Genomic DNA, 14,885 nt, shown 5'->3' with positions numbered 1-14,885 from the left:
CGCCGACGGCGAGGCCGATTCGTGCCGAATCTCGGAGGCACCCATGGCCTTTGGCCGCCGTACGACTGACTCGCAACCGCAAACGTCCACGGGCGCTGATCTCGGCGCGCTCACCGCGTTCATCGATCAGGGCTCTTCGTTCGAGGGCAAGCTCTCGTTCAAGGACACGGTGCGGATCGACGGCCACTTCGCGGGGGAGATCTCGAGCGAGAACACGCTCGTGGTCGGCGAGACCGGGATCATCGAGGCGAACGTGCGCTCTCAGATCGTGATCATCAGCGGCACCGTGGCGGGCGACATTGTCGCGGGCAAGAAGATCGTGATGCACAAGACCGGCCGGGTGGACGGCAACGTGTCGACGCCGAGTCTGGTGATGGAAGACGGCGCCGTGCTGAACGGGCAGCTGAAGATGTCGGACAAGAAGGCGAGCCTCACGTCCGCCGCGAGCCCGCAGCCGCCGAAGCCGCCGATCGGCTGACGCGAGCGCCAGTGGCCGTCGTGATGCGATCCGGCCGGGCCGAATTGCATCACGCGTGAGACATTTCGGCCCGGCCGGAATGTCGCGCTCGCTAGGGCTCGAACCGCCAGCTGCGCGCTTCGAGCGCGACCGCGACGTGGTCGAAGCGCTCGCGCACGTCGAGGCCCGCGATCTGTGCGCGGCGCTCGGGGCGGAACAGCGCGGGCGCGGGGGAGAGCGAGCCGATCGCGGCTTCGCCGGCGCGCAGCGCGAGGTACGCCTCGGCGTCGCAGCGCGGGCACTCCGCGCGCACGCTGTTCGCGGGTGCGAGCTTCGCGTCGGCGCGATCGAGCCAGCTCGCGAGCGGGCTCGCGCCGCCGCAGTGCGGGCACGGCAGCGAGGTCACGCGGGCGCTCGCAGGGCGTAGACGACGTCGCCCGGGCGCGCGCGTTGTGGCAGCGCGAGGCTCGCGGCGCCGGGCTCAGCGCGGGCGACTCCCGCGCGGTTCACGCGCAGCGAGGTAGCGATCGCGAGGAAGTCGCTCGTCGCGCCGCGCACGTGCAGGCGTTCGCCAGCCTCGAGCGGCGCTTCGAGCGTGAGCTGCGCCACTCCACCGCGCGAGAACCAGTGCGCGACGACGCCGACGCGCACGGCCTCGCTCGCGAGCAGCGCGAGCGACTGCGCGAAGCCGCGTGACGGGGAGGGCGCGGCGGGCGCGGTCGCGAGTGACGGCTTCGCGGCATGCGTCTGCGCCCTCGGAGTGGGCGCGGCGAGCGTGGTGCGCTTTTGCGGAGATTGCGCCCGCGTCGGCTTCGCGGGCTTCTTCTTGGCGCGGCGCTTCGAAGATCCCTTGCGCGCGCGTTTGTTAGGGCGCGCGGCCGACTTCGCCTTCGCGCGCCGCGCAGGCTTGCGCCGAGTCTTCTTGCGCGCCGCCATCGCTCCCCCCGAAACGGGGCGCAGTCTACGAGGTCACGCCTCGGGTCGCGCGATGGTCGTCACCGGTACGAGCGCGGCGACCTCCGGGACCTCGGCCTTCACGTACGGCTCGAGCGCCAGCCGCAGCGTCGCGGCCTGCGCGGGGCAGGTCGCGCAGGCGCCCTGAAACTCGATGCGCGCGGTGCCTTCCTCCGAGACTTCGAGCAGCTCGACGTTGCCGCCATCGGCGATCAGCGCCGGCCGCAGGCGGTCGAGCGCAAGCTCGATCTTGCTGCGCAGGGGTCGCACGAACTCGGAGGTCATGACCGCGCTTCGGCCGCCGCGCGCGGGGGCTTGAGCGCGCTCGCCGCCGACTCGCGGCCTGGGTACGTTGCCGCGCCATGCAGGTCATGGTTCGCCTCTTCGGGTCGCTGCGAGAAGCCACGGGCGCGAAGGAGCTCGCGGTCTCGCTCGACGCCGGCGCGCGCGTGGCCGAGCTGTTTGCGCTGCTCGCCGCCGACCACGCGGCGTTCGAGAAGCTCGGTGCGAAGCTGCGCGTTGCGGTGAACCAGAACGTGGTAGGCTTCGAGCACGCGCTCGCGGACGGGGACGAGGTCGCGTTCTTGCCCCCGGTTTCGGGCGGGAGCGAGCCCAAGCGCTGCTGGATCTCCGACCAGCCGCTCGATACCGGCGCGGTCGTGAACCGTGTGCTCGGCCCCGACACCGGCGGCATCGTCACGTTCGTCGGCACCGTGCGCGACGCCTCGCGCGGCCACTCGATCCGTCACCTCGAGTACGAGGCCTACCCCGAGATGGCCGAGCGCGAGATGGAGAAGATCTGCGACGAGGCCGCGCAGCAGTGGGGCGCGCGCGTCGCGGTCGCGCACCGCGTCGGCCACTTGCCGATCGGAGAAATCGCGGTGGTGGTCGCCGCCGCGGCGAAACACCGCGCCGAGGCGTTCGCCGCATGCCGCTACACGATCGACGTGCTGAAGCAGCGCGTGCCGATCTGGAAGAAAGAGTTCGCGGAGAGCGGTGAGTACTGGGTCGAGGATCACGCCTGAGCACGGCTCCCAAGCACTCGCCCGCCGCGGCGCAGCATCACGCGAGCGCGCCGAAGAGCGTCGGCTGCGCAGTGATTACGGTGAGCGATACGCGCACGCCGGAGACCGACAGCGGGGGCGATCTGCTCGCGCAGCTGATCGCCGGCGCGGGGCACGCCGTCGTGTCGCGCGAGATCGTGCGCGACGACGTCGAGGCGATTCGCGGCGCGCTCCAGCGCGCGCTCGCGACCGAGGCGTGCCGCGCCGTGATGCTCACCGGCGGCACCGGGACTTCGCCGCGCGACGTCACGCCCGAGGCCGTGCGCCCGCTGCTCGAGCGCGAGCTGCCGGGCTTCGGCGAGCTGTTCCGCATGCTCTCGTTCCAGGAGATCGGCCCCGCGGCGATGCTGTCGCGCGCGTTTGCGGGCTCGCGCAGCGGCAAGGTCGTGTTCGGGCTCCCGGGGTCGCCCGCGGCGATTCGACTCGCCATGGAGCGCCTCGCACTGCCGGAGCTCGGTCATCTGGTCGGCGAGGCGACGAAGCGCATGGGGCAACACGCGCACAAGCACTGAATCCACGGCGCGCCGCACGCGGCGAATTCTGCACGGACGCTGCGCGACTTCCGCGACGAGTGCCGTCGATCTGCTGCCCCGCTGCGCGCCGGCTACACGTCGCTTCCGCGGCACGCAGCGGCACCTACACGCGTGACTGTCTCGCGGCGTCGCTTCTCGTCTGCGCTGCGCTCTACCGCCCACGGCGTCTGCGCGCTTGCGGCACTCGTGTGCCTCACGCCTGCGGAGATTCGCGTGTGGGTGGACGAGCGGGGCGTCATGCACGCCACGAACGACAACGCGCCCGCGAGTGCACGCGCGGTCAGCGAAGCCCGCGAGCTGTGGGCGGGGACGCGCGCTGCGCCGCCGCTTCCGCCCGAGCGCGGCGCGAGCAGCTCCGAGGACGACCGCGCCTACCGAGCAGTGCGCGAGGCGCTCGTCGATCTCCGGCGGGGCGACACGCAGCTTGCGGTGGCGCGCCTGCACGAGGTGTTACGGCGCGACGCGGGTCGCCCCGAGGCGCACTTTTACCTCGCCCTGATCCAGAGCCGCCGCGGGCATCTCGACGCCGCCGAGGCGCATCTGCGCGCGTTCCTCTCCGTCGCGGGCGAGGACTACGACGCGTGGCGCGCGTCTGCGCGCCGGCGCTTGGCGCAGCTCGACGACGAGCGCCGCCTACAGGCGCTGCAGGGCGAGCGCGAGCCGCGCTTCGTCGCGCTGAGGCATCCCGACTTCGCGATCGACGCCGACACGTCGCTGCTCGAGGCGGGCGGCGCCGCGTACGGCGCCACCGTCGCGCGCATCCTCGACGACACGCGCGCGCACGTCGGCGCCGCGCTCGGGCTCGCTCCAGCGGATCCGCTCGGCGTCGTGCTCTACGGCCGTGCGAACTACGCGCGCGCGCACGCGCATCGCTTCTCGTTCCAGACCGTGGGCTTCTTCGATGGCCGGATTCACGTCGTCTCGGCGGCGCACCCCGGCGGAGAGCTTCGCGGACTGCTCGTGCACGAGTACACGCACGCGCTGTTCAAGCTTCAAACCGGCGGCGACGGGCCGTACTGGCTCAACGAGGGGCTCGCGGAGTGGCTCGAGCGCACTGCGCTGAAGCGCCCCGCGCTCTCGCGCGCGGAAGAGACACAGCTGCGCAGCGCGATCGCAGACGACGCGTGGCTCTCGCTGCGCCGCATCGCGCCGAGCTTCAGCGGGCTCAGCGACCGCGAGGCGCGGCTCGCCTACGCGATCTCGACCGCGACGGCGGACTGGCTCGTGCGCCACACCAGCGCGCCGGCGCGCGCCGAGTTGTTACGGAGCCTCGGCCGCGGCGTGGGCATCGACGCAGCGCTGCGCGAAGCGTGCGGTCACGACACGGACGGCGTGGACGCGGCGGTGCGCCGCGAGCTGACGGCCGGCCGCGTCGCAGCCGCGAAGGCTCACTGAGCCGCGTTCGCCTCGTCGAGCAGGCGCGACGCTTCGAGAATGATCTCGGTGACGGACATCTCGAAGCTCTGCTCCGGCGGCGGGCTGCCCGGCGTGAACTCGAAACGGCCCGCTTCGATCTGGGCGAGCTCGAAGGCGGCCTCGATGCCGCGCTGCTTCGAGGCCTCGGCGTGCACGACCCGGCCGCTCACCAGCCACATCGCGCACTCGCCGGCCGCGCTCTCCACTGCAAGACAGCCGCTCTGGCCACCCATCTCCAGCATTTGCAGCACGGCAAAGAGCGGAATCTTCGCGAGATCGCCGCGCAGCGCGGACGCCTGCGGTGCGGGCGCAGGATCGAAGGAGACGACCGTGCGGTCCGCGGGCGCGCTGGTCTGCGCGTAGCTCGCGTCGATGCGGCAGAACGTGACGCTGATGCCGCCGACCTCGATGCGATCGCCGGGATCGAGCGAGCGCTCGCCCTCGATCTTGGCGCCGTTCACCAGCGTGCCGTTCGTGCTGCCGAGATCGCGCACCAGCACCGCGCCATCGCGCCAGATCACGGCGGCGTGCCGCCGCGAGGCGGCGACGGCGGGAACCCGCAGCTCGCACTCGACGCTGCGGCCGATCACGACTTCACGACCGGGCTCGAGCCGCAGCGGAAGCTGCGGGGGGACGAAGAGCATCGGGGCGTCGGCGGCCATGCCTCGGTTTTCGGCGCGCGCGCGGCGCGGGTTGAGAGCGGCTTACCGCTCGATGCGCACCGAATCCCCGATCGCGAGGCCCCAGCGCTTGGCCTGCCCCGCGCGCACTTCGAGCACGATGTCGCACGGCACCGGCGAGGCGTAGCGCGGCAGCACCATCAACATGCGCGGCGGCGGCGGAAGGTTCTCGGACATGCCCACGATCTGGCCATCGCGGACCCAGAGGATGTCGATCGCGAAGTTCATCTCCTTCATCCAGAAGGATTGGATCTTCTGCGTCGGGAAGAGGAAGAGCATGCCCTCGTGCTCGCCGAGGTCGGCGCGGCCCGACAGCCCGCGTTCGCGCAGCGCGGGCGTTTCGACCACGTCGACCGCGACACGGATGCGCTCGTCGAGCACGACCTCGGGGCGTTTTTCGGCCGCGACTGCGGCGGCGCCGAGGTGGAGCGCGAGCAGGGCGGCGAGCGCACGGCGCACGAGTGCGGTCATCGAATCGCGAACTCCGTGAGGCCTTCCGCGGGCTCGTCCACCACGTCCACGCTGCGCACCTCCGCGAAGCGCGGGCCGCGGCGGCAGAATGCGATCAGCGCTTCCACGGCGGCGGCGTCTCCCTCGAGCGCGGCTTCGACGGCGCCGTCCGCGCGGTTCTTCACCCAGCCCGCGACGCCGAGGCGCGTCGCCTGGGCGTGCGTCGAGGCGCGGAACGCGACGCCCTGGACGCGGCCCGTAACAACCACGCGCTTGCGGACGCTGGGCATCAGTCGTCGCTCGGCGCGTAGTAGTCGAAGTCGACGACCTTCTCCTTCAGGTAGTCGCGCAGGTCGTCGACGAGGCTCTTCTCGATCTGCCGGATGCGCTCGCGCGTGAGGCCCATCTCGTCGCCGAGCGCCTGCAGCGTGAGCGGCTCCTCGGCGAGGATGCGCGCCTGCATGACGCGCTGCTCGCGCGGCTTCAAGTTGTCCGCGAACGCCTTCACGTGGCCCCGGAACGTCTCGCGCAAGTCCTCGTCCGCGACCTGCGCCTCGACGCTCGGCTCGGGAGAAGCGACGAGGTCGCCGAAGCGCGCGCCGCCCTCGTCGTCGCCGATCGGCGCCTCCATCGAGAGGTCGCTCCCGCCGAGGCGCTGCTCCATCGACTCGACGTCGCCCTCGGTCACGTCGAGGCGCTCGGCGATCAGCTTCGACGTCGGCTCGAAGCCGAGCCGCTGTAGCTCGCGCTTCTCCTTGTTGAGGCGGAAGAAGAGCTTGCGCTCCGCGCGCGTCGAGCCGAGCCGCACGAGGCGAATGTTGTCGATCAGGTACTTGAGGATGAACGCGCGGATCCAGTACGCGGCGTAGGTGGCGAGCTTCACCTCCTGATAAGGGTCGAAGCGCTGCACCGCCTGAAGCAGGCCGAGGTTGCCCTCTTGAATGAGGTCGAGCGTGTTCGTCCACGCGCGCCGGTACTCCATCGCGATCTTCACCACGAGGCGCAGGTTCGCGAGCACGAGGCGGCGGCCCGCCTCGGGGTCGTGCGTCGAGACCCAGCGCAGCGCGAGCTCTTGCTCTTCCTCGCGCGAGATCGGCGGGTAGGCGCGCAGCTGCGCCATGTAGCGCGTGAGCGAGTCGACGCGGCCGAGCCCGGCCTCGTCGACCGGCGCCGGCAGAGCGGGCGCGGCCGGCACCGGCAGCATCGTCACTTCGCGTTCGAGCTCGTCGTCCGCCATCGCTTTCGCAACCTAATCGCGCGCTCGCAAGAAACCAAAACAAACGGGGCCGGGTCTCGCGACCCGGCCCCGCGTCAGCGTTGCGCTCGCCCGCGGTGCAGGCGGCGCGGTCCGCTTACTTGTGCAGCGAGCGGACGAAGGCGACCACGTCGTCGATTTCCTTCGCCGAGAGGTGGCCCCACGGCGCCATCGCCGGGTTGCCGCCGAACGGGGCCGCACCCTTCTGGACCACGAGCCGCAGGTCGGCGTCCTCGCCGGGCTTGCCGTTCTTGTCGGCGTCAAATCGGAACGCGCCGACCGAGAAGTCGCGCGGCGGCGGGTTCAGCGCCTTGCCGGCCGGGCCGTCGCCCTTGCCCGTCTGGCCGTGACACGTCCAGCACGTGCCCTTGCCCGTGTACACGAGCTTGCCAGCGGCGGCGTCGCCCGCGATCGCCGAGGCGGCGAAGCCGCCGCTGAGAACGAGTGCCAGGCCAGTCATCCAGAAACGCATCGCTTCGATTTCTCCTGCCAGTTCCCGCTCGCGCTGCGAGTCGGGTGGCGCATGTGGAAGTGGAGGGAGTTCCTGCTCGCGGGCCATCCCGCGCGACGCCGGCCCCCCATGGCCCGGCGCGAGATCGGACGCGCACGATAAGGAGTTATTCGACCAAGTCGACCCGAGATGCGGTGTACGACTTGCGCGAGAGCTGCCGGTTCTGGGCGAGGCGATGCGCCGCGCCGGAATTCGCCTCCCGGGGTGAGACCCCGAGCGGAACGACTCTCACTTCCAGCCGCGCAGCACCTCCACCACCGAGCGCACGCCGAAGCCCGTGGCGCCGAGCGGCTGCAGCGACGTGGTCTTGTCGGTGTCGCTGACCGGCGCGATGTCGAGGTGCGCCCACGGCGTCTCCCCGACGAAGTGCCACAGCATCGCGGCGGCGGTGATCGTGCCGCCGTGCGGGCCGCCGGTCTGCTTCACGTCGGCGATCTGGCCGCGCATGTGCTCCTTGTGCACGTCCCAGAGCGGCAGCTGCCAGTAGCGCTCCCCCGTGGTCTCGCCCGCGGCGAGGATCTTCCCGACCAGGCGCTGGTCGTTGCCGAGCACCGCGGCGCACCACGTGCCGACTGCGACGCCGCACGCGCCGGTGAGCGTCGCGAGGTCGATCATCGCGGCAGGCTCGTAGGTCGTGCGCGCGTGGTGCAGTACGTCGGCGAGCACGAGGCGGCCCTCGGCGTCGGTGTTGGCGATCGCGATCGTCTGGCCGGACAGCGTCGTGACGATGTCGTCGGGCCGGTAGGCCGTGCCGCTCGGCATGTTCTCCACCGCGCCGATCAGGCCCACGACGTGGAGCGGCAGCTTCAGCAGCGCCGCGGCGCGCAGTGCGCCGATCACGGCCGCGCCGCCCGACATGTCGTGCTTCATCTTCTCCATGCTCGCGGCGGGCTTCAGCGAGAGCCCGCCGGAGTCGAAGCACACGCCTTTGCCGATCACGCACAGCGTCGGCTTCTTGCGCGCGCCTTTCTTCGCGTTCTTCGGCGGCGCGCCGTGCTCGAGCACGATCAGGCGCGGCTCGTTCGCGCTGCCCTGCGCCACCGCGAGCATCGCGCCGAAGCCGCGCTTCTCGAGCTCCGCGCGCCCTAACACCTTGCACTCGAGGCCGACTTCCTTGGCGACGCGCTCCGCTTCCTTCGCGAGCTCCGCCGGCGGCAGCTTGTTCGGCGGCTCGTTCGAGAGCGCGCGCGCGAGGTTCTGGCTCTCACCGAGAATCACGCCCGTCGCAGCGCCCGCTGCGGCGGCGCGCTTGTCGGCGGCGCGCTGCACCACGAGCACGACGCTGTCGACGGCCTTCTTGTCTTTCTTCGCTGCGAGGTAGCGATCGAAGCGGTAGCTCCCGAGCAGCGCGCCTTCCGCAAGCGCCTGAAACGCCGCCGGCGGCTTGTGGCGGCGCGTATTCGGCGCGAGCACCGCCACCGTCGTGCCCTTGCGCGCTGCGCATTCGCGCACCGCGCTCGCCGCGAGGTCGCGCAGCGCGGCGAGCCCGAGCTTCGATTCAGCGCCGACGCCCACGAGCAGCACGCGCTTCGCCTTCGCGCGCTCGGGCGCGTGCAGCGTGAGCGACTCGCCCTTCTTGCCGGTGAAGTCTCCGCTGCGCACTGCGTCTGCGATGCGCCCGCCGAGCGCGTGGTCGAGCGCGGCAAGCTGCGCCGGCAGCTTCGCCTTCGCCGGATCGAGCTCCGCGAGCGGCACGGCGAGCACATCGGCGCTGAGCGTTTCGAGCGCCGCGGACTGAACGGTGATCTGCATCGCAAGAGTCTCCTTGGAGTGCGCCGAGCTACTTCGGCCGGGCACGCAAGATGCCCAAGAACCGCCGGTTGTCGCCCACGAATTGGTTGACGGTCAAAGGTCACTACCTAGACTCGCGCGGCTTTTTTCCTGGCCTTCTGCTTCGCAGTGCTGGGACGGTCTTTGGGGGGACGTCTCGCATGGATCTCGACGTATTCGCGCTCATCTTTCAGGCGTCGTGGCCCGTGAAGGCCGTGATCGCGCTGATGGTCGCGGCCTCCGTCTTCTCGTGGGGCGCGATCTTCTCCAAGTGGCGCGAGTTCAGCGCCGCCGAGAACGACACGGCGGGTTTCCTCGCGTCCTATCACCAAGGCGCGTTCGAGGACTGGGAGAAGGCGGCGAAGGACCACCCGCAGAGCCCGCTCTCGGCCGTGATGGCGGCGGGCGTGAACGAGCTGAAGCGGATCGCGCGCTACCGCGGCAAGGGCGAAGAGGGCTTCGACGCGAGCCAGCTGCGCGCGGTGAACAAGGCGATCAACTGGGCCGGCTCGCAGGAGGCGCTGCGCCTCGAGAATCGGCTCTCGTTCCTGGCCACGGTCGGCAGCGCCACGCCGTTCGTCGGCTTGTTCGGCACGGTGATCGGAATCATCAACGCATTCGCGGAGATCGGCATCACAGGCAATGCAGGGCTCGAGACCGTGGGCCCCGGCATCGCGGAGGCGCTGGTCGCCACCGCGATCGGCCTCTTCGCCGCGATCCCCGCGACCGTGGCCTACAACGCCTTCGTCGCCCGCCTGCGGGACCTCACCGCCGCGATCGATCTGTTCACGGTGGAACTACAGGACGACATCGCCCATCTCTCCGCCAGCGCCGGCCGCGCCGCCGCGGGCCCGCGCGCAGTGGAGCGCTGAACCGTGGCCGCCGGGCAACAAGGCAAGACGCACCGCGCGATGAGCGAGATCAACGTCACGCCCTTCGTGGACGTGATGCTCGTGCTGCTGATCATCTTCATGGTCACTGCGCCGATGATGCAGGGCGGCATCGATGTCGATCTCCCGAAGACCAACACCGAGAACATCCGGCTGAAGGAGCCCCCGCTCGTCATCACGATTCAGAAGGACGGCACGATTCACCTCGCGGATCAGAAGTTCCCGCTCGAAGAGCTCGAGGCGAAGCTCGCGGCGATTCTCGACGGCAACGCGAGCCAGGAAGTGTTCGTGCGCGGCGATGCCAAGGTGGAGTACGGCATCGTCGCGAAAGTGATGGCGAAGGCGCGCGCCGCAGGCGTCGAGAAGCTCGGCCTCGTCACGGAGCGCGAGTAGCGGCGCATGAGCGAGGTGCTGACGATCCTTGCGAACCGCGAGCGCGAGTGGCGCCGCTGGGTCGCGATCTCGGCGGCGCTGCACGTCGCGTTGTTATTGGGCTCGACGGTCGCGTTCGAGTTCTTTCCGCACGACCGCGAGCCACCGGCGGGCGACCCGTTCGTGCTCGTCACACCGCAAGAGCTCGCCGCGATGATGTCGCCCGAACGTCCGGCCGCCGCGCCCAAGCCCGCGCAGCCGAAGCCCGAGCCCGCAGTCCAGCCCGAACCCGAGCCGCCCACGCCGAAGACCGAGGAAGTGATCATTCCCGAGGATGCGGCGCGAAAGCCGGTGAGGAAGAAGCCCGAGGTCGAGACCGAGCGCACCGAAACGCCTCCGAAGCCGCGGAACGATTCGCAAGCGCAGGTCGATCTGGACGACTTGCTCGCCGAGACGCGCATCGAGCAGGGCAGCATGCCGACGGGCCCGACGCGACAGGCGACTGCGCGCCCCGGAGCCGGCGGCACGGGTGATCCCGTCAGCCCAGAGATCGCGGCTTGGCAGAACCGCGTGCGCGCGCACGTGCGGCGCAAGATGGGCCTGCCGCCGGGGTTCCGCGGCAAGGGCCTCAAGATGCGCGTCGTCGTGACGCTCACCTCGAGCGGAGATCTGCTCGGCTACGAGGTCGACCGCGAGTCGGGCAATCCGTGGTTCGACGAGCAAGTCGAGCAGTACCTCGCGAAGGAATCCTCGCTGCCGCCTCCTCCGAACAACGGCGATTGGCCCCTCATCATCGACGGAGACCTCTGAGCGATGCGCAAGTTGTGTTGGCTCGTTTGTGTCGTGCTCGCGTCGGGGGTTTCCGCGGAGGAGCGCCCCGACACGGTCGTCGGCGGCGGAAAGTTCGCGCTCGACCGCGTCGCGGTGCAGCGCTTCTACGCGCGCACGCCGGAAGCGAGCGCGCTCGCGAGCGAGCTCAGCGCGGCGCTCGGCGGCGGCCTCGAGTTCTCGATGCGCTACGCGCTCGTCCCCGAGAGCGCCTTCCTCGACCCCGTGACGAGTCCCGCGGTCGACTCCGCGCCGGCGCCGCGCTGCAACAACTGGAAGCAGATCGGCGCGGACTACCTCGTGCAGGGCATGGTCGTCGTCACGCCCGAGGCGATGCGCGTCACGTACCGCGTGCACGATGTCGTGCGCTGCACCGCGAAGGTCGCCTCGAAACAGCGCACGGGGCGCCCGGAATCCGCGCGCCGGCTCGGCAAGTCGATCGCGGACGAGATCGTCGGCGCGCTGACGGGCGTGCCCGGCGTCGCGGACACGGAGGTCGCGTTCGTGTCGAGCCGCCCCGGCGCGAAAGAGATCTCGGTGATGGACGCGAACGGCGACAACCAGCGCGCCGTCACGCGCTTCGGGACGATCAGCACGTTCCCGAGCTGGGACCCCGACGCGACCGGGCTCGTGATGACGAGCTATCGCTACCGCAGCCGCCCGTGGCTCTACGTGATGCGTCGCGCGCCGCAGCCGTCGGGGCGCCTGTTCCAGTCGCTGCCGGATTCGACGCGCCTCTACCGCGGCGTCTACGACCCGAGCGGCACGCGCCTCGCGATCGTCGGCAGCGTCGACGGCGTGAGTGAGATCTTCGTCGCGAGCACGGCGGGCGGCGGGCTCAAGCGGCTCACCAAGGACCGCTACATCGACGTCGGCCCCGCCTGGTCGCCGGACGGCCGCCAGATCGCGTTCGTCTCGGACCGTACTGGCGCACCGCAGATCTACGTGATGGACGCAGACGGCTCGAACGTGCGGCGACTCACTTACGACGGCGCGTACAACACCTCGCCGAACTGGTCGCCCGACGGCGAGTGGATCGCGTTCGAGACGCGCATCAACAGCCAGTTCGACATCTGGAAGATCCGCCCCGAAGGCGGGCAGCCGATCCCCGTCGTGTCGAACCCGCGCAGCGACGAGCATCCGCACTGGTCTCCAGACGGCCGGCTGATTGCGTTCAGCTCGACGCGCTTTGGGCGGCCGGAGATCTTCGTGGCGAGCGGCGAGGTGGGCGACGTGCGCGAGCTGCCCGCGCGCCGCATCACCAAGCAAGGCAACTCGACGCATCCGGCCTGGGGCCCGCGTCGCGGAAAGTGAACGAGTGATTAGGGGGGCACGATGAAGACGATTCAACGCACGCCGCTGCTCGCGGTCGCTGCGCTCGCCGGCGCGCTCGCACTCACGGGCTGCGCGACCGTCGCGGAGCAGCGCAAGCTCGAGTACGAAGTGAACAAGATGCGCTCGGGGACGCAGCCGGCCGACCACGGCAAGCGCATCGCGGACCTCACGACCGAGCTCGAAGCGTTGTGCGCCGAAGTCGCCGAGCTGCGCGGGCGCGTCGAGCTGGCGGAGCGCGCCGCCGAGCAGGCGGGCACGGACGCGCGCGCTGCGCGCGAGGCGAGCGCGAAGCAGGCCGTGCAGCCTTCGCCCGAGGAAGCGCCGCCGGAAGGGCCCGCGTCAGAGGAGCTCGCGCTCTACCGAGAGGCGTACGACGCGTGGCGGACGAATGATCACGCGAGCTGCGTTGACCGCTTCGGACGCTTCCTGCAATCTTTCCAGTCCTCGAAATACGCGGACGACGCAGCGTTCTGGCTCGCGGATTGCCACTACCGGCAGGGAGATCTCAAGACTTCGGTGCTGCGCTTCGACGAGGTCGCGCAGCGCTACCCGGAGAGCGACAAGGCGCCCGAGGCGCTGTTCCGTCAGGGCGAGGCGCTTCTCCAGCTCGGTCCGCAGTACTCGAAGGCGGCGCAAAAGGCCTTCCAGCGCGTGATCGATAGTTACCCGAGCCACAAGCGAGCGAACGACGCGCGCGAGCGACTCAAGATCATCGCTGGCTGAGCAGCGAGCCGAACGCGAGCGAGGTTCGAACAGTGGCCTCGAAGTCGAGCGAACGAACAAAGTCATGCGCTGGCCGCGCGGTAGCGGCAGCGGGAGCCTGAAAGGAACGATCGGTGCGAAAGCGCGATCTCGACAAGTTCAAGAAGATCCTCACCGAGCAGCGTGCGCAGCTCGTCGGGAACGCGAAGAAAGCCGTGGCTGGCGAGATCCATCTCGACCCCGACGACTTTCCGGACGAGATCGACGCCGCGTCGTCCGAGATGAGCCTCGCGTTCCAGGGCCGCTTGCGCGAACGCGAGCGCGGGCTGCTCGCGAAGATCGAGGAGGCGCTGCAGAAGATCGAGCAGGGCGTCTACGGCGAGTGCGAGAGCTGCGGCGAGGAGATCGGCGTCAAGCGTCTCGAGGCGCGCCCGGTCGCGGAGCTCTGCATCGACTGCAAGTCGGAGCAAGAGCGCATGGAGCGACATCAAGCCTGACCTGCTGGGCTTCGCTCGGCGGCGCCTCGCTGCGCGCGTTGCCGAGGAACGGCAACGCTTGCGGCCGCTTCGGCGAGGCAACCCGTGGACGATCGATCCCCTGAGAGCCTGGTACTCGGCATCGAGAGCAGCTGCGACGAGATGGCAGCTGCGATCGTGCGCGGCGGGCGCGAGGTACTCGCGAGCACGGTGCGCAGCCAGACCGCGGTGCACGCCCCGTACGGCGGCGTCGTGCCGGAGCTCGCCTCGCGCGACCACGTGCGCGTCGTGTCGCAGGTCGTGCGGGCGGCGCTTGCGGAGGCGGGCGTCGCAGAGAGCGCCCTGACGGGTGTCGCCGTGACGGCCGGCCCGGGCCTGCTCGGCTCGCTGCTCGTGGGGCTTTCGTTCGCGAAGGCCTACGCGTATCGCCTCGGCGTGCCGTGCGTCGGCGTGCACCACCTCGCGGGTCATCTCGCTGCAGCGGAGATCGCGGACGCCGCGCTCGTGCCGCCGTATCTCGGCCTCGTCGTCTCGGGCGGGCACACCGCGCTCTACCGCATCGAGGAGAACGCCGCGCCCGTGCTGCTCGGCGAGACGCGCGACGACGCGGTCGGCGAGGCCTTCGACAAAGTCGCGAAGCTGTTAGGTCTCCCGTATCCGGGCGGCCCCGCGCTCTCGAAGCTCGCGCAGCAGGGGGACGCCACGGCGTTCGCGTTTCCGCGGCCGATGCTGGACGAGTCCGGCTACGACTTCTCGTACAGCGGGCTCAAGACGGCGGTGCTGCTCGCAGCGGAGAAGCATCCCGAGCGCGCCGCGGATCTCGCTGCGTCGTTCGAGGCCGCCGCGACCGACGTGCTCGTCGCGAAAGCGCGGCGCGCGGCGCGCGACGAAGGGCTCGCGCGCGTGGCGGTGGTCGGCGGTGTCGCCGCGAACTCGCGCCTGCGCCAAGAGCTCGCGGTGGCTGCGCAGCGCGACGGCTTCGCGCTGTTCCTGCCGCCGCTCGCGCTGTGCACCGACAACGCGGCGATGATCGCCGCCGCCGGCGCGCAGCTGCTCGCGCGAGGCGCGCGCGACTCGCTGGCACTGAGCGCGTTCTCGCGCGTCGAGCTCGCCGCACGCCCGTGGGCGGACGCGCGCGCTTGAGGGCCCGGCAAGCGGCGAGTCGCCGCGCGCGAGCCGAAGGCGATCGGAG

At 70.7% G+C, this 14,885-nt stretch carries 20 protein-coding genes; 11 read left to right on the top strand and 9 right to left on the bottom strand.

Annotated features, from left to right (window positions below; genetic code table 11):
• Positions 1 to 43: 43 nt before the first annotated feature.
• A complete protein-coding gene (locus tag FJ091_04990; protein ID MBM4382707.1) occupies positions 44 to 478 on the top strand; it encodes a polymer-forming cytoskeletal protein in 435 nt (144 codons plus the stop codon).
• Between the two features lie 91 nt (positions 479 to 569).
• Here FJ091_04990 and FJ091_04985 read toward each other — a convergent pair whose 3' ends face one another.
• Genes FJ091_04985 through FJ091_04975 form a run of 3 tightly spaced genes read right to left on the bottom strand, consistent with a single transcriptional unit; the run spans position 570 to position 1,672 of the window.
• A complete protein-coding gene (locus FJ091_04985; protein MBM4382706.1) occupies positions 570 to 863 on the bottom strand; it encodes a hypothetical protein in 294 nt (97 codons plus the stop codon).
• Positions 860 to 1,393, bottom strand: a complete 534-nt coding sequence (locus FJ091_04980; GenBank protein MBM4382705.1) for a hypothetical protein — start codon at positions 1,391 to 1,393, stop codon at positions 860 to 862. The genes FJ091_04985 and FJ091_04980 overlap by 4 nt, the downstream gene beginning before the upstream one ends.
• A 33-nt stretch (positions 1,394 to 1,426) precedes the next feature.
• Positions 1,427 to 1,672: a NifU family protein gene (locus FJ091_04975; GenBank protein MBM4382704.1), complete on the bottom strand. Its 246-nt coding sequence runs from the start codon at positions 1,670 to 1,672 to the stop codon at positions 1,427 to 1,429.
• A gap of 110 nt (positions 1,673 to 1,782) precedes the next feature.
• Between FJ091_04975 and moaD the strand changes: the two genes are divergently transcribed.
• From moaD to FJ091_04960, 3 genes are all read left to right on the top strand, one after another.
• Entirely contained in the window at positions 1,783 to 2,436 is a 654-nt protein-coding gene (moaD, locus tag FJ091_04970) for a molybdopterin converting factor subunit 1 (GenBank protein ID MBM4382703.1), read from the top strand.
• Positions 2,433 to 2,987, top strand: a complete 555-nt coding sequence (locus FJ091_04965) for a MogA/MoaB family molybdenum cofactor biosynthesis protein (GenBank protein MBM4382702.1) — start codon at positions 2,433 to 2,435, stop codon at positions 2,985 to 2,987. The genes moaD and FJ091_04965 overlap by 4 nt, the downstream gene beginning before the upstream one ends.
• A 207-nt stretch (positions 2,988 to 3,194) precedes the next feature.
• Positions 3,195 to 4,403 carry a hypothetical protein gene (locus tag FJ091_04960; protein MBM4382701.1) on the top strand — a complete coding sequence of 403 codons (1,209 nt, stop codon included), beginning with the start codon at positions 3,195 to 3,197 and terminating at the stop codon, positions 4,401 to 4,403.
• On the opposite strand, the gene FJ091_04955 is transcribed toward FJ091_04960, so the two are convergent.
• The 6 genes from FJ091_04955 to FJ091_04930 form a co-directional block, all read right to left on the bottom strand.
• On the bottom strand, positions 4,397 to 5,086 hold the full coding sequence (locus FJ091_04955) for a DUF4388 domain-containing protein (GenBank protein ID MBM4382700.1): 690 nt from the start codon (positions 5,084 to 5,086) through the stop codon (positions 4,397 to 4,399). The genes FJ091_04960 and FJ091_04955 overlap by 7 nt on opposite strands.
• A 42-nt stretch (positions 5,087 to 5,128) precedes the next feature.
• A complete protein-coding gene (locus FJ091_04950; protein ID MBM4382699.1) occupies positions 5,129 to 5,575 on the bottom strand; it encodes a DUF192 domain-containing protein in 447 nt (148 codons plus the stop codon).
• Complete coding sequence (locus FJ091_04945) at positions 5,572 to 5,844, bottom strand: acylphosphatase (GenBank protein ID MBM4382698.1); 273 nt, start codon at positions 5,842 to 5,844, stop codon at positions 5,572 to 5,574. The genes FJ091_04950 and FJ091_04945 overlap by 4 nt, the downstream gene beginning before the upstream one ends.
• Positions 5,844 to 6,791: an RNA polymerase factor sigma-32 gene (locus FJ091_04940; protein MBM4382697.1), complete on the bottom strand. Its 948-nt coding sequence runs from the start codon at positions 6,789 to 6,791 to the stop codon at positions 5,844 to 5,846. Before FJ091_04940 ends, FJ091_04945 begins: the two co-directional genes overlap by 1 nt.
• 115 nt (positions 6,792 to 6,906) lie before the next feature.
• Entirely contained in the window at positions 6,907 to 7,281 is a 375-nt protein-coding gene (locus FJ091_04935) for a cytochrome c (GenBank protein ID MBM4382696.1), read from the bottom strand.
• A gap of 267 nt (positions 7,282 to 7,548) precedes the next feature.
• Complete coding sequence (locus tag FJ091_04930; protein ID MBM4382695.1) at positions 7,549 to 9,072, bottom strand: leucyl aminopeptidase; 1,524 nt, start codon at positions 9,070 to 9,072, stop codon at positions 7,549 to 7,551.
• A gap of 179 nt (positions 9,073 to 9,251) precedes the next feature.
• On the opposite strand from FJ091_04930, the gene FJ091_04925 reads away from it, so the two are divergent.
• The 7 genes from FJ091_04925 (at position 9,252) to tsaD (ending at position 14,836) form a co-directional block, all read left to right on the top strand.
• Positions 9,252 to 9,962: a MotA/TolQ/ExbB proton channel family protein gene (locus FJ091_04925; protein MBM4382694.1), complete on the top strand. Its 711-nt coding sequence runs from the start codon at positions 9,252 to 9,254 to the stop codon at positions 9,960 to 9,962.
• A 39-nt stretch (positions 9,963 to 10,001) separates the two neighbouring features.
• Complete coding sequence (tolR, locus tag FJ091_04920) at positions 10,002 to 10,373, top strand: protein TolR (protein MBM4382693.1); 372 nt, start codon at positions 10,002 to 10,004, stop codon at positions 10,371 to 10,373.
• Positions 10,374 to 10,379: 6 nt separating this feature from the next.
• Positions 10,380 to 11,162: a TonB C-terminal domain-containing protein gene (locus tag FJ091_04915; GenBank protein MBM4382692.1), complete on the top strand. Its 783-nt coding sequence runs from the start codon at positions 10,380 to 10,382 to the stop codon at positions 11,160 to 11,162.
• 3 nt (positions 11,163 to 11,165) lie between these two features.
• On the top strand, positions 11,166 to 12,494 hold the full coding sequence (locus FJ091_04910; GenBank protein ID MBM4382691.1) for a PD40 domain-containing protein: 1,329 nt from the start codon (positions 11,166 to 11,168) through the stop codon (positions 12,492 to 12,494).
• A gap of 21 nt (positions 12,495 to 12,515) precedes the next feature.
• Positions 12,516 to 13,238: a tetratricopeptide repeat protein gene (locus FJ091_04905; protein MBM4382690.1), complete on the top strand. Its 723-nt coding sequence runs from the start codon at positions 12,516 to 12,518 to the stop codon at positions 13,236 to 13,238.
• Positions 13,239 to 13,351: 113 nt separating this feature from the next.
• Positions 13,352 to 13,714 (top strand): RNA polymerase-binding protein DksA, encoded by a 363-nt coding sequence (gene dksA / locus FJ091_04900; GenBank protein MBM4382689.1) that lies wholly within the window; start codon positions 13,352 to 13,354, stop codon positions 13,712 to 13,714.
• A 141-nt stretch (positions 13,715 to 13,855) separates the two neighbouring features.
• Complete coding sequence (gene tsaD, locus FJ091_04895) at positions 13,856 to 14,836, top strand: tRNA (adenosine(37)-N6)-threonylcarbamoyltransferase complex transferase subunit TsaD (protein ID MBM4382688.1); 981 nt, start codon at positions 13,856 to 13,858, stop codon at positions 14,834 to 14,836.
• The last annotated feature ends 49 nt before the right edge of the window (positions 14,837 to 14,885 follow it).

This window comes from Deltaproteobacteria bacterium, assembly GCA_016875395.1.
In the GTDB taxonomy this organism is placed as follows: Bacteria; Myxococcota_A; UBA9160; order UBA9160; family UBA6930; genus VGRF01.
Note: the sequence above shows the minus strand (reverse complement) of the source record. Positions and strands in the feature narration are given on the sequence as shown.